The 13,292-nt window shown below is 67.2% G+C and carries 13 protein-coding genes and 1 pseudogene; 8 read left to right on the top strand and 6 right to left on the bottom strand.

Annotated elements, in window-relative coordinates; genetic code table 11:
* From IR155_RS14730 to IR155_RS14710, 5 genes and pseudogenes are all read left to right on the top strand, one after another.
* A partial coding sequence (locus tag IR155_RS14730; RefSeq protein ID WP_167760812.1) for an integrase core domain-containing protein occupies positions 1–127 on the top strand: 127 nt, incomplete at its 5' end.
* A gap of 423 nt (positions 128–550) precedes the next feature.
* Positions 551–1,397, top strand: a pseudogene (locus tag IR155_RS14725) (IS481 family transposase); the annotation flags it as partial.
* A 100-nt stretch (positions 1,398–1,497) separates the two neighbouring features.
* Positions 1,498–2,139, top strand: a complete 642-nt coding sequence (locus IR155_RS14720; RefSeq protein WP_135115552.1) for a hypothetical protein — start codon at positions 1,498–1,500, stop codon at positions 2,137–2,139.
* Between the two features lies 1 nt (position 2,140).
* Positions 2,141–2,392 (top strand): hypothetical protein, encoded by a 252-nt coding sequence (locus IR155_RS14715; RefSeq protein WP_135115551.1) that lies wholly within the window; start codon positions 2,141–2,143, stop codon positions 2,390–2,392.
* A gap of 514 nt (positions 2,393–2,906) precedes the next feature.
* Positions 2,907–3,122 (top strand): hypothetical protein, encoded by a 216-nt coding sequence (locus IR155_RS14710; protein ID WP_135115550.1) that lies wholly within the window; start codon positions 2,907–2,909, stop codon positions 3,120–3,122.
* A 141-nt stretch (positions 3,123–3,263) separates the two neighbouring features.
* Here IR155_RS14710 and IR155_RS14705 read toward each other — a convergent pair whose 3' ends face one another.
* Both IR155_RS14705 and IR155_RS14700 read right to left on the bottom strand, forming a co-directional pair.
* The gene (locus IR155_RS14705) at positions 3,264–4,181 is read right to left on the bottom strand and encodes a metallophosphoesterase (RefSeq protein ID WP_233441227.1); all 918 of its coding nucleotides are present in this window, start codon (positions 4,179–4,181) and stop codon (positions 3,264–3,266) included.
* Entirely contained in the window at positions 4,181–6,745 is a 2,565-nt protein-coding gene (locus IR155_RS14700; RefSeq protein WP_228067361.1) for a transglycosylase domain-containing protein, read from the bottom strand. Before IR155_RS14700 ends, IR155_RS14705 begins: the two co-directional genes overlap by 1 nt.
* A gap of 116 nt (positions 6,746–6,861) precedes the next feature.
* Between IR155_RS14700 and IR155_RS14695 the strand changes: the two genes are divergently transcribed.
* Together IR155_RS14695 and IR155_RS14690 are read left to right on the top strand one after the other, a co-directional pair.
* On the top strand, positions 6,862–7,080 hold the full coding sequence (locus IR155_RS14695) for a DUF4177 domain-containing protein (protein ID WP_135115548.1): 219 nt from the start codon (positions 6,862–6,864) through the stop codon (positions 7,078–7,080).
* Entirely contained in the window at positions 7,077–7,535 is a 459-nt protein-coding gene (locus tag IR155_RS14690; RefSeq protein WP_135115547.1) for a RidA family protein, read from the top strand. Before IR155_RS14695 ends, IR155_RS14690 begins: the two co-directional genes overlap by 4 nt.
* 87 nt (positions 7,536–7,622) lie before the next feature.
* Here the strand turns inward: IR155_RS14690 and IR155_RS14685 are convergent, their stop codons facing one another.
* The 4 genes from IR155_RS14685 to acs form a co-directional block, all read right to left on the bottom strand.
* Entirely contained in the window at positions 7,623–8,339 is a 717-nt protein-coding gene (locus IR155_RS14685) for a hypothetical protein (protein ID WP_135115546.1), read from the bottom strand.
* A gap of 223 nt (positions 8,340–8,562) precedes the next feature.
* Positions 8,563–8,997, bottom strand: coding sequence for a peptidase inhibitor family I36 protein (locus IR155_RS14680; RefSeq protein ID WP_135115545.1), 435 nt, complete (start codon positions 8,995–8,997; stop codon positions 8,563–8,565).
* A gap of 214 nt (positions 8,998–9,211) precedes the next feature.
* Positions 9,212–9,649, bottom strand: a complete 438-nt coding sequence (locus IR155_RS16305; RefSeq protein ID WP_233441226.1) for a toll/interleukin-1 receptor domain-containing protein — start codon at positions 9,647–9,649, stop codon at positions 9,212–9,214.
* A gap of 342 nt (positions 9,650–9,991) precedes the next feature.
* On the bottom strand, positions 9,992–11,977 hold the full coding sequence (gene acs, locus IR155_RS14670; RefSeq protein WP_135115543.1) for an acetate--CoA ligase: 1,986 nt from the start codon (positions 11,975–11,977) through the stop codon (positions 9,992–9,994).
* A 245-nt stretch (positions 11,978–12,222) separates the two neighbouring features.
* Here acs and IR155_RS14665 point away from each other — a divergent pair, with 245 nt between their 5' ends.
* Positions 12,223–13,248 carry a TadA family conjugal transfer-associated ATPase gene (locus IR155_RS14665; RefSeq protein WP_135115542.1) on the top strand — a complete coding sequence of 342 codons (1,026 nt, stop codon included), beginning with the start codon at positions 12,223–12,225 and terminating at the stop codon, positions 13,246–13,248.
* The last annotated feature ends 44 nt before the right edge of the window (positions 13,249–13,292 follow it).

Genomic DNA, 13,292 nt, shown 5'->3' with positions numbered 1-13,292 from the left:
CGAAGCCGCTCGCGTCGCCGCGTTCCCGGCCTGGTTGCATCACTACAATCACCACCGACCCCACACCGCCCTCGGCGGCCAGACCCCGGCCTCACGCGTTCACAACCTCACGGGGAACTACAGCTAGGGGCTGCCCGGCTGAGTGCGAATCAGGTCTCTTGTCGACCAGTCCCGCGGTCGCAAGGGAGGGGAAAGACGGGACACATCACTCCGATCGGAAGAGGGCCAGGGGCGACCGTGGGGGACGTCTGGATCGGCAACAAAGTATGTCTGCCGCCAGGGACAGACCCTTGGGCTGTCTCAACCTCGTGCACGGATCCCGCTCAGGCCGGCCGTACGGGCGGCAGCTGCCAGCGCACCGGCCGCGCACGCCGGTGGGCGCCGACGTGGACCGCCGGGACGCCAGCTACGCCGGCGGCTGCCCGCGCGTGGACCTGAGGAATGGCATGCCGAGCTGTAGCTCACCGACACGTTGTGAACGTGTGAGCTGAGGTGAGGGCCTCCGGGATGATGTGGGATACCACACTCACTCCTCACAACGGAGGCCCTCGTGACTCACGCTAACGAGCCCTTGACGCCGGAGGGGCGTCGTCATCTCGCATCCGCGATCGTCGATGCCGGTTGGATGATCCGGCGGGCAGCGGAACGGTTCAACCGCTCGCCCGGCGGTGTCGAAGTGGGCCAAGCGCTACGCCTCCGGCGAGCCGCTCCCCGACAGGTCCTCACGACCGTGTCGTCGCCGCATCAGTTGCCGCGGCGGACGGAGCGGCGGATCATCGCGTTGCGGTTCACCCGTCGTTGGGGGCCTCACCGGATCGCGTATCACCTGCGCCTGGCTCGCTCGACGGTGGGGCGGGTCCTGGCCCGCTACAGGATGTCGCTGCTCAAGCACCTGGACCGGTTCACCGGGCTGCCGGTCCGCAAGCCCAAGCCGATCTGTTACGAGGCGTCCCAGCCCGGCGAGCTGGTCCACGTCGACATCAAGAAGCAGGGCCGCATCTCCGAAGGCGGCGGGCACCGCGCCCTCGGCCGGGCGGCAGGCAACCGCGACCCCAAGACGGGGGCCGGCTACGCGTTCGGGCACAACGCGATCGACGATCACTCCCGTCTGGCCTACTCCGAGATCCTCGGCGACGAACGCAAGGAGACCGCCGCGGGCTTCTGGGTCCGCGCCCGAGCGTTCTTCGCCGACGCGAGGATCACGGTCATCGGGGTGATGACCGACAATGGGGCCTGCTACCGCTCCCACGCCTTCCGAGACGCGCTCGGCAAGGGAGTGAAGCACCGTCGAACGCGGCCCTACTGGCCGCAGACGAACGCGAAGGTCGAGCGCCCTCAACCGCACCGCCGAGGACGAATGGGCATACGCACGCCTCTATCCCAACGAATCGAACCGCTGCGATTGGGAGGGGCAGGCGCGCCGCTGCGTTAGTTCAGGACAGACCGCGCCCTGCGCCGAGGGCACCCGTACCAAGCTTCCCTTCGAGGAACGCAAACATGAGTGCACGTGACATCATCCGACTGCCAGGGACCGGCATGTACGCCCGACGAAACTTCGTTACGTCGTGGCGGGCCGCCGGTTCGCCCCCGCTGGTCTCCGCTGGGCGTCTCTATCTCGAGCAAAAGCGCTTGTTCGACGGGTGGCGGGCAGGCCTGCCGGGCTTCAACCCCGCTGACGATCCAGACGATGAAACGCAGCGTCTTGCGCACGTTCGATTCGTGGCGGGCGATCTCGCCAACCCGGCCCGCGATGCGGCCGCGTGTGAACGGGCTGGACTCGTGAGGCCATACGCCTACGAGCCCTGGCATGTCGAGCTGCCTGGTGATCCGCGTCGGTTCAACCTCGTTCGCTCCCTACCAACCAGCGAGAAAAGAAGGCGAGGTGGCGGCATGACTGCTCAGTACTACCGGCGAGCGTCGGACGGCAAGATCGGGCGCTTCGCCGACGGTGTCAAGGTTTTCGGCACGCAGGAGGACTACCAGCATCACCGGTTCGCGGTGACGGAGTTCGTGAAGAAGAACCCCCATTTGAAGGGTTCTATTGCGGTCCCGCCGCTCGACGCAGATCCGAAGAACTTTGTCAATCTAAGCGATCACGACTGGGCATTGCAGATCGCTGTACACGGAGGTGTCTACTGACATGACTGATCTCGAGCTCGACACTAGTTCCTCACCGGCATTCCACCCCGCGGTGCGTACGACGGCCTACGTCGTGGCACTCGTCGCGGGCGCGGTCTGTGGAGGAGCGATTACGACCATGGGAACGCTGGCCGCAGCGGGAGTGGTCGACGGCGATGCTGCGCTGCTAATCGCGGCGGTATCTGGCGGCGTGCTGTCTGTCGTCACGACCATCGCCGGAGGCCTGGGCGTGGTCTTCCGTCCGCGCGCATGACAGCTCCAGAAGATCAGGCCACGACCCTCGCGGTGGTCGTCGCGCGCCTCGACGACGTGAGAGAGGACATCCGAGAACTGCGTTCCGACGTGACTACGTCAGTCGCAGGCAAAGTGAGTCAAGGGGAATGGGAGCAACGAAATCGCGCCGTCGACGCTAAGTTCGAATCTCAGGGAAGAGAGATCGGTGAAATCCGAACGGCCGTCGAGGCGCGCCGCTCACCGTGGCACAGCGTCGCCGCTGTCGCAGTCGCCAGAGCGGCGCTCGCCTGGTCTGTCTTTGGGCCCCCATAAGCAGGAAGAGGGTCGACTGGCTCTCCGGTGGAGGCGCGTGAGGTTCTCTGCGGCGGAATGGGCCGCAGAGCTGTGAGCGTTCCGGCCACGCGCCCGGTGAGGCGCTACATCGACGACGACGGTCGCAGTCCGTTGCGGTCGCGGTGGCCGGGGGCTGGAACCTCAAAGCTTCACGTCGTCTCCAGAGCGCCGATCACTTCAGCCACGGGCCATGATCATCAATGCTGTTCGCGGTCCAACTGCCACAGCTGATCTTCATGCCGCCGTCTTCGGTGGCCGAACGCGAGGCCGCCCTGCTTGCAGTGACCTGCTCCCACTACTACCGCACCGGATGCACCAGCGGCGGAGCCGCATCCTTCGGCATCGCGAATCTGCAGCAGTGCCTTGCTGGTCGCGCCGTTGTGAGCCACGTGTGGACGCGCCCGCGAGTCGCGTGAGTGGAGGATCTATGGACCGATGAGTGGACACCGGAGAGGCAGCCTTGGGCTCGCTAGGTTAGGGCCGAGCAGCCCGGGGCAGGCTAGAGGACCGCGCGCGTCAGCACGTTCTCGGGGCCCGATACCGCGACCACAAGTCGATCAGGCGCGCGGGGCGAGGGTGATCAGCGAGACTTCGGGGCGGCATGCGAAGCGCACGGGCGCGTAGATCGAGTGGCCGAGACCGGCGCTGACGTTCAGGGGCACCACGCGGCCGCGGTGGGCCCACGTCGACAGGCCGCGGGCCTGGCGGAGGGGGATGTCGCAGTTGGCGACGAGCGCGCCGTAGAACGGCACCCGCACCTGGCCGCCGTGGGTGTGCCCGGCGAACAGCACGTCGGCGCCGCGGTCGCTGAAGCCGTCGAGCACCCGCCGGTAGGGCGCGTGCGCGACCCCGAGGGTCAACGGGGCATCGGGCTGCTCGCCGAGTGCCGCGGCTGCCGCTTCCATGTCGTCGAGGCCGTGGTGGGCGTCGCCCACGCCGAACAGGCGGATGCGCTGGCCGCGCACCGTCACGGTCGCGGCGCCGTTGTCGACGCTGTGCCACCCAAGGTCATCGGTCATGAACGCATCGAGCGACGCCGTGTCGAGGCGCACAGCCTTCGGCGGGCACTTCGAGGGACCCGTGAAGTACAGGAACGGGTTGCGCGGGCCAGGCCCGTACATGTCGTTCGAGCCGTGGACGAACACCCCGGGAACGCCAGCCAGCGGCGACAGCGCCTCACGGATGCCGTCGATGCCGTCGACGTGTCCGAGGTTGTCGCCGGTGTTGATCACGAGGTCGGGGCGCAGGGAGACAAGCCCGGCCATCCACCGCTGCTTGCGGTGCTGCCACGGCGCCATGTGGGCGTCGGAGATGTGGAGGATGCGGATCGGCGCCGAGCCCGGCTCGAGCATCCGGATCACGTGACGACGCACGGTGAACAGGTAGCGCTCGATCCCGATACCCCAGACGGCCGCGGCCGCACCGGCCGCCGCGACGGCACCCAGCGCGGCCGCGCCGCGAGCGAGAGAACCCACTAGTCGTCGTCGCCGCACTTGCGGGCTTCGTAGTTCACCGTCACTGTCGCGCCCTGCGTGAGCACCTCGTCGGCCTCGGGGGACGTGCCGGTGACCCGGCCGGCTCCGGCGTTCTTCGACTTCTCGCATTCGCCCTGCTGCGGCGTGAAACCGGCGTTCGCGAGGGACGCAAAGGCGCTCTCCATCGACTGGCCCTTGACGTCCGGAACCGCGCTTCCCTTGCCGTTGCTCGGGTGGATCGTGACGGTCGTGCCGCCCGCGACGCGTCCGGCGCCGGGGTTCTGCGTCTCGATCACGCCCTCCGGCTGCGTGCCGGGTACGGGCTCGCCGACGGACGGGACGAAGCCCGCGGCCCAGAGCCTGTTCTGGGCGTCCTGCGTCGACATGCCGACCACGTTGGGAAGGTCGGACAGGATGAGTCGGCTCAGGTTCGGGTCCGGCGGCGGGAACTGGCTGCCCGGATAGTGCGCGTTCGCGGCTCCCTGAATCGTCCGGGAAATCGCGTAGCGCAGGTTGGATGCGACGCCGGCGGGGGTGTAGGTCCGGAACAGGTCGGCCTCTCCCTTGGCGTTGCCGACCCACACGAACGTCGCGACCTTGGTCGACGACTGCACCATCGACGTCTGGAACTGCTCATGCGTACCGGTCTTTCCGAGGACGGGCGTACCGTCGAAGGCGTTCGCATCGCTACCCGTGCCACTGCTCATCACGCCGGCGAGCGCGGAGGCTGCCGTGGCCGCCACCTCGGGCGCGATCTTCTGCTCGCAGTTGCCGGCCTCGGGCAGCGGCTGCTCCTCGCCGGCCGCGTTGGTGATCCGGTCGATCGCCTTCGGCGGGCACTGGAGGCCGTTGTTCGCGATGGTCGCGTACACCGACGCCATCGTCATCGGGGCGATGTTGAACGATCCGAGGATGTCGAAGGGGCCCTGGAGGTACTCGGAGATGACCTTGCCGTCGCCGGTCTTCACATCCAGCCTGTCCGCCACGCGCAGGATGTCGCACAAATTCAACCGGGAAGCCATGGCGAGGTAGCCGGAGTTGAGCGAGTCCCTTGTAAACCGCGCCACCGAGCCGGTGTAGCCGGGGGCCTTACGGAAGTTGTCGATCTTGGTCCCCTGCGTGATCGGCGCGCCGTCGCAGTGGAAGCCCTGGAACGCCTGTCGGTTCACGCCATTGAGCGTCTCGTTGATCGAGTGGCCCTTCTCGAGCCAGTCGAGCAGCGTGAACACCTTGAAGGTCGAGCCGACCATGAAGCCCTGCGAGCTTCCGTGATTCTTGTCGGCGGCGTACACGATCGACGTGCTGCCGGGCGGTGCCTCGGCGCTCTCGTTGAAGGTCGTGTTCTGCGCCATGGCGAGGATGCGCCCGGTGTTGGCCTCGAGCGAGACCGCCGTCGATCCGAAGTCCATGCCCGGGATGGTGGCCGGCGCGTAGTCCTTCATCGCCTGCTCGGCCGGGCCCTGGACGTTCGTGTCGAGCGTCGTGTAGATCTTCAGGCCACCGCGACGCAGTGCCTCGGGGCCGTAGTTCGGGTCGTTCTCGATGACCGTCTTGACGTACTGGCAGAAGTACGCCGATCCACCGGCCGCCGTGCAGCCCTTGGTGCGCGGGTGGATGTTCGGCTCGACCGGGGCTGCGTGCGCCTCCTTGTACTCGGCCTCGGTGATCTTGCCGTCCTCGTACATGCGGGTGAGTACGTAGTTGCGGCGATCCCTCGTCTCGGCGTAGCCGCTCTCCTCGGTGTTGAGGACGGTGCCGTCACTTGTCGTGTACGTGCCCTCGGGACGGTCGATGCGGTACAGGTTGGGGTTCTGCACGATGCCGGCCAGGGTCGCCGCCTGCACGATGCTGAGATCCTTGGACGAGACGTCGAAGTAGTACTGCGCGGCCGCCTCGATGCCGTACGTGATGCCACCGAAGTTGGCGATGTTCAGGTAGCCGAGCAGGATGTCGTTCTTCGAGTACTCCTTCTCGATGGCGATCGCGTAGCGCATCTCCTGCAGCTTGCGCTGGATGCCCTCGGGGCCTTCGGCCTGGATCGCCTCGGCATAGCAGGCCTGGCGCTCGTCCTCATTGCCGGCATCCTGCTCGCACCGCTGGATCAGGACGTTCTTGACGTACTGCTGGCTGATCGACGAGCCACCGCGGGTCTGACCGCTGCCCTCGAGGTTGCTCGCGACGGCCTTCGCCGTGCCGAGCAGGTCGACGCCGCCGTGCTCGTAGTAGCGGGGGTCCTCACTGGACAGGATCGCGTCGTACATGACCGTCGACACGTCGTCGTACTCGACGGGCGTGCGGTTCTGGTCGTAGAACGAGGCGAGCTCATACGGCTTGTCGCTGTTCGGGTCATCGATGTAGATGGTGGTCGGCAGCATCGGCTGGTCGACTTTGAGATCACCCGGGAGCTTCTCGAACAGCGTGATCGCACTCGACGCCGCGTAGCCGGAGACGGCGATCGCGGGCGTGACCGTCGCGGTGATGAGAAGACCGGCGACCGCGCTCAGGCCGACGAGGCCGAGCAGGCCGCCGAGCACACCGCTGGCCGTCCTTTTTCCATGAGGCATAGGGTGATCGTAAGCCGTCAGCCTGAGCGATTTCCGGATCCCGGGCGCGTCGCGGCGCTCGCCCTGCCACCCGCCCGGCTCTCGCACGCCGGCGCCGTACCCGGAAGGACCGCTCCATGACCACGTGGGAGTACCTCACCACGCCGCTGCTGATCCACAACACCGCGGCCATCCTGAACAACTGGGGCAAGCAGGGCTGGGAGCTCGTGCAGGTCGTCCCGAACAACGAGGGGGGCCTCGTCGCCTACCTGAAGCGGCCCGTCGGCGGCGGCGCCGCCAACGCCGGTCTCGGCCATGCCGCCGAGGCCGCCAAGCAGTTCGAGGGCGAGCAGTGACCGTCTCGGCGCGCCTGGCCGAGCTCGGCATCGAGCTGCCGTCGGTCGTGCCGCCCGTCGCGGCGTACATCCCGGCGAAGGTGCACGGCGACGTCGTGCAGACCTCCGGCCAGCTGCCGATGGTCGGCGGATCGCTTCCCGCCATCGGCAAGGTCGGCGCGGAGGTCGCGGCCGAGGACGCGAAGGCCCTTGCCCGCCAGAGCGCGCTGAACGCCCTCGCGGCGGCAGCGGATGCCGTCGGCGGCGTCGACCGCCTCACGGGTGTGCTGAAGGTCACGGGCTTCGTCGCCTCGGTGCCGACGTTCACCGGCCAGCCCGGCGTCATCAACGGCGCGAGCGAGGTGCTGGGCGAGATCTTCGGCGACGCCGGCCGGCACTCCCGCTCGGCCGTGGGCGTGCCCGTGCTGCCGCTCGACTCGCCCGTCGAAGTCGAGGTAACTTTTACTCACATTTGATCTGGAAGTGCGTGCAACTTGAGGAGGCTAAGCGCAACGACTTCCTTAGAGTGACGTCATGGTGGCGTGGCCATAAACTTCCCGCTGTCACGAGGCTGGGCTGTGGCGCGATATTATCTCGAGCACCGCCGTGCGCCGGTCGGAAAGATTGGATCGAATTTGTTCGAGTTCGCTCCGGTGCTCGTTTAGTATGTCTAGCTGGGCGGCCTTCTGTGCGCGATAAAGGGCGTCCGAGTATCCGCTGGATTCCATACACTCGGCGTCGGCGACGGCGATGCGAACTTCGTCAGGTGTTGGCCGGATGGCTGAGTTCAAGAAGGTCTTCTCTACGGAATCGCTGGGCATGGCCATCGGATCCGCAGGCAGATCCGTGATACTCAACGGTGCCATGCACGTAGTCCATCTCTCGCTGGCGGCCCTGACGTCGGCGTCCTTCGCCGCGGTCGCCGCAGCCTTCTGAACGAGGGATAACACGCGGGGCGCATCATCCGCGGGGGTGGGTGGGTACTCCCGACGGATCTCACCTAAGCAAGCCTCGATGGCTGAATTTCGCTCCGCGCTATCCGTTCGAGAAACTGTAGACCGAAAATTATCCCACGCTACGACGTTGGGTGTTGCGATAGCAGCGAAGCTATAACCCCAATTCCTCGCGATATCAACGTCGAACAGCCGGTGGCCCACCCGATTATGCGTAGGGGGCAACTCCTCGTTTACGTCTTGTCGCGGTACCGGCCACGGATACCCGAGAGGTTCCAAGCATCGCTGCAGGAGTAGCTGCTCCGCGTAGTTCTCGGCGATGTCCACCACCGGGCGATATGCATCGAGAGGCAGTGACCAGCGATCACGTTCTGTATCGAGGCCCTCTGATTGCGCGGAGCTCGCGGTAACTGGCGTGGGGCTGATCGAGCGAGTTGGTGTGTTCGATGTAGTCATCGTGCAGCCCGCGATTAGTGGAACAAGCGCTAATACGAACGCTCCAACACCAGTGATCCTCGTCGTCATATTTCGGCGCGCCTAATCTCGTGCATCACTCACAGACGCTCGGGGGCAAGCAGCTCTGGAAGTAGCCGGACTCGAGGTTGTCATTGAAGAGAGAACCAACCTGGGTCTTGCCCGTGCCTACGTACAGGATGAACCCGTCGCCTCCCTTATTCGGTCCGGTAAAGAGGAAACTGGCGTCGGTGTTTCCGTTGTTGTAGACAGATGTCACTGTGTTGGCAAGGTTAATGGATGTGCCCTGGTACGTGTAATTTCGGAAATTCGCAATGGAGTACCGGTACCACTGGAGCCTGGCGCTGGAACCGTTGGTGAGGTAATTCGGGTCCTCCCAAAGGCAGGTGGTCCCCGACGGACAGTTCGCCGGAGCGGCGTTGGCTGGGGCGGCGAGCAACAAGTTAGCTGCAAGAAGGGAAGCAACTGTTGTGACAAGCACGGTGGCACGGCGAAGGAAACGAGGGATCATTTACGTATTCCGATCTGATACGGACTTCGATGGGACCAGGCACCTCTCACGGTACTGTCGGAGGCACGCATCCACAACCAGTTCGAGAGATTTGGCGCGATGGTTCTGCTCTGGCGGGACATCGACATGGTAACGGTGTGCAACGCGGAGCTCACGGAAGTGAAGTGGAAGGATGTGGGTGCGACGAGTGAGCGCGTTTGCTCTGCCGTGCAACTCAATCGAGCAACACCGCGTCGGCGATCTTGGTGGCTACCTCATCCAACGACGCGTACTCCGACGTGGTGAGGCCCGATCGTGCGGCGAGCAGGGGACTCACGTCTCGCAGGGCCTCGAAAGTGGTGCCGTGAGCGACCGGAATAACCCGATCGGTCGCCAGGAGCGCCGAGAGCTCCTTGTCTGCGATGCCCTCCGCGTTGAGGCTCTTGAGCATGGCCGGGGTTATGAGCACCACGCCGGCACGAGAGTTCCTTAGGCCCCTGTCGATCTGTCGAAGCAACGAAGTCCCCAGCGGAACATCTTTCTCACTGAACCACACTTTGACGTCTAGGCCACTTAAAAGATTGTAGAAGTCGAGGGCTGCGCTCTGGCGGTCGTCCCATGCGTGGCAGAGGAACAGGTCGCGACGATCGTTGTCCGTCTGGGCGATCCGCACAACCTGCTCGTGGACCGGATTGAGGGTCTGATACTCGCTGATCGAATAGGAGACAGCTGACCGTTTCGCGAGACTCGAAGCCCTGCGGCCGCTGCCTCCGGCTGATGACTTGCTGGCGTAGCTCGGGAACCGCCTCGGTGGCGTAGGTGTTGAGTGGGCCGAACTCGGCGGCGTGTAGGTCGAGTGCGGTGAGTAGTGGCTTCCGCGGCGGGAAGATCTGTAGCGGCAGACGGGGCAGGAGGCGGCACCGCTTGCGGTGCGGTGGCCCTCGATAGGGGCGGTGCATTGAGACATGCGCCGACTCTACGGAGGGCCACCGACATTGCGTCGTCGGGACGAGAACTACTTCTTGGCGACCTGGTCGCTGATAACACTCATAACCATCGTGTCCGCGAGCGTCTGCGTGTCGCCGACCTCGCGGCCTTCGGCCACATCGCGCAGGAGCCGCCTCATGATCTTGCCGGAGCGCGTCTTGGGGAGCTCGCTGACGATGTACACGTCTCGCGGCCGCGCAATGGCGCCGATCTGCTCGCCCACCCACAGTCGGAGCTGATCCACGAGCCCTTCGGTCGAGTGCGCCCTGAGGTAGTTCTCCTTGATACATACAAAGGCGACGACCGCCTGACCGGTGGTCTCATCCGACGCCCCGACGACGGCGGCCTCGGCGGTGGCCTCGTGAGCGACGAGCGCCGACTCGATCTCGGCGGTCGACAGGCGGTGGCCCGAGACGTTCATCACGTCGTCGACCCGGCCGAGCAGCCAGATGTCGCCGTCCTCGTCGAGGCGGGCGCCGTCGCCGGCGAAGTAGTAGCCCTGGTCGGCGAACTTGTCCCAGTACGTCTCCTTGAAGCGCTCCGGGTCGCCCCAGATGCCGCGCAGCATGCTCGGCCACGGCTCGGTGATCACCAGCAGCCCGCCCGCGTCGTTGCCGACGGGCCGGCCGTCATCCGTCACGACGTCGATCGAGATGCCGGGAAGCGGAACCTGGGCCGACCCGGGCTTCGTCTCGGTCACGCCGGGAAGGGCGGACACCATGATGGCGCCCGTCTCGGTCTGCCACCACGTGTCGACGACCGGGGTCTTGCCGGCGCCGATCACCTCGCGGTACCAGACCCACGCCTCGGGGTTGATCGGCTCGCCCACCGAGCCGAGCACGCGCAGCGACGAGAGGTCGCGCGCCTGCGGGATCTGCCGGCCCTGCTTCATGAACCCGCGGATCGCCGTGGGCGCGGTGTAGAAGATCGTCACGCCGTACTTCTGGATGACGTCCCACCAGCGCCCGGGCTCCGGGTGGTCCGGCGTTCCCTCGTAGAGCACCTGGGTCGCGCCGTTGGCGAGCGGGCCGTACACGACGTACGAGTGCCCGGTGATCCATCCGATGTCCGCCGTGCACCAGTACACGTCGGTCTCGGGGTGCAGGTCGAACACGTTGCGGTGCGTGAACGCCGCCTGCGTCAGGTAGCCGCCGGAGGTGTGAAGGATGCCCTTGGGCTTTCCGGTCGTGCCCGACGTGTACAGGATGAACAGCGGGTTCTCGGCCTCGAAGGCCTGCGCCTCATGCTCGGCCGAGGCCTGCGGCACCACGTCGTGGTACCAGAGGTCGCGGCCCTCGAACCAGTCGACCTCGTTCTCGCCGCGCTTGACGACGAGCACGTGCTCGACCGTCTCCTGCTCGCCGAGGCCGTTGCGGGCGGCGAGGGCCTGGTCGACCGCGGGCTTGAGCGGCGAGACCTTGCCCTTGCGCCAGCCGCCGTCGGCGGTGATGACGAGTTTCGCGCCGGCGTCGTCGATGCGGGCGCGCAGGCTGTCGGCGCTGAACCCGCCGAACACGACGGAGTGCACGGCGCCGAGCCGCGCGACGGCGAGCATCGACGCCACTGCCTCCGGGATCATCGGCAGGTAGATCGCCACGCGGTCGCCCTGGCCGACGCCGAGGTCGGCGAGCACGTTCGCGAGGCGCTTGACCTCGTCGGTGAGCTCGGCGTAGGTGAGGCGGCGCTCGTCGCCCGGCTCGCCCTCCCACAGCAGCGCGACGCGGTCTCCGTTGCCGGCTTCCACGTGCCGGTCGAGGCAGTTGTAGGCGACGTTCAGCGCGCCGTCGGCGAACCATTTCGCGAACGGCGGGTTTGACCAGTCGAGCACCTGCGTGAACGGGGTGCTCCAGTGGAGCAGCTCGCGCGACTGGTCGGCCCAGAAGCCCTCGCGGTCGGTCTCGGCCTTCTCGTAGAGCTCGGCGCCCGCGACCGCGTCCGCGGCGAACTCGGCGGACGGAGCGAACCTCCGGTTCTCGGTGAGCAGGTGGTCGATGCTGGTGTTCTCAGCGCTCATCTGGCTGTGCGCTCCTTTGCGACGTCCGTTCGATGTGTGCTGCCGCGCGTTCGCGGCGTCCGGGGCCGGCAGTGCCGGACACCCGCGCGGGCCGTGCCCGCGCTTCGAACGTACGCCGCTCGCCGCGCGGGCGTATACCGACGAAAGGGAGTATCCGTCGTCCACAGGGCGGCAGCCGTCGGAGGTTGTGGTGGTTGGGACAGGATGGCGCCGCGCGGGCGCTCGGCGCTTTCTAGCGTCGGGATATGGCCGAACCGTTCGTCGTGCAGCCCCGGCCGCGCAGGGACCCTGATCCAGCCGCGCCGGGGGACCGAGGGGATCCGGCCGCGCCCGCCGGGCAGCTCGGGGCGCTGACGCCGTACCTGGCGGATCCGGGCGTCACCGACCTGTTCGTGAACGGCGCCACGGGCCTGTTCGTCGACCGCGGCGACGGGCCGCGTCCGGATCCGGCGTGGCGCGCGTCCGAGCGCGAGGTGCGGGAACTGGCCACGGCCCTGATCGCGCGCGGCGGGCGGCACATCGACGACGCCACGCCCTGCGTCGACGTCCGGCTGCAGGACGGCGTCCGCGTCCACGCGGTGCTGCCGCCGGTGGCGACATCCGGCACGGCGCTGTCCATCCGCATCCCGCGCCTGCGTGGCGCCGACCTCGATGCGCTCTGCCGCGGCGGATCCTTCGGCGACGACGCCCGCCGCTGGCTCGTGCAGATCGTCCGCGAGCGCGAGAACCTGCTCGTGACCGGTGCGGCCGGCACCGGCAAGACGACGCTGCTGGGGGCCCTGCTCGCCCACGCACCGGCGCACGAGCGCATCGTCACGATCGAGGACGTCGCCGAGCTGCGCATCGCGCATCCGCATCACGTCTCGCTCGAGGCGCGGCAGGCGAACCTCGAGGGCGCCGGCGCGATCGACCTCGCGCGGCTGGTGCGGGAGTCGCTGCGCATGCGGCCCGACCGCATCGTGGTCGGCGAGTGCCGCGGCGAGGAGGTGCGCGAACTGCTCACGGCGCTCAACACGGGGCACGACGGGGGAGCGGGGACGCTTCATGCAAGCGGCCTCGCCGAGGTCCCCGCACGGCTCGAGGCGCTCGGAGCCCTCGCCGGGATGGACGATCACGCCGTCGCCCGCCAGGTCTGCAGCGCCATCGGATACGTGCTGCACCTCGAACGGAGCCCGGACGGATCGCGCCGCCTGGCGAGCGTCGGGCGGTTCACCGACACGGGCGGGCGGCTCGGGATCGAGCCGGTTGCGCCCTGGCGGGAGGCGGCGTGATGCGCGAGCGGATCGAGGCGAGCGGCCGCGGTGTGGGGCGGGAC

Origin of the sequence: Microbacterium paludicola (assembly GCF_015235415.1) — a bacterium.
Classification (GTDB): domain Bacteria; phylum Actinomycetota; class Actinomycetes; order Actinomycetales; family Microbacteriaceae; genus Microbacterium; species Microbacterium paludicola.
Note: the sequence above shows the minus strand (reverse complement) of the source record. Positions and strands in the feature narration are given on the sequence as shown.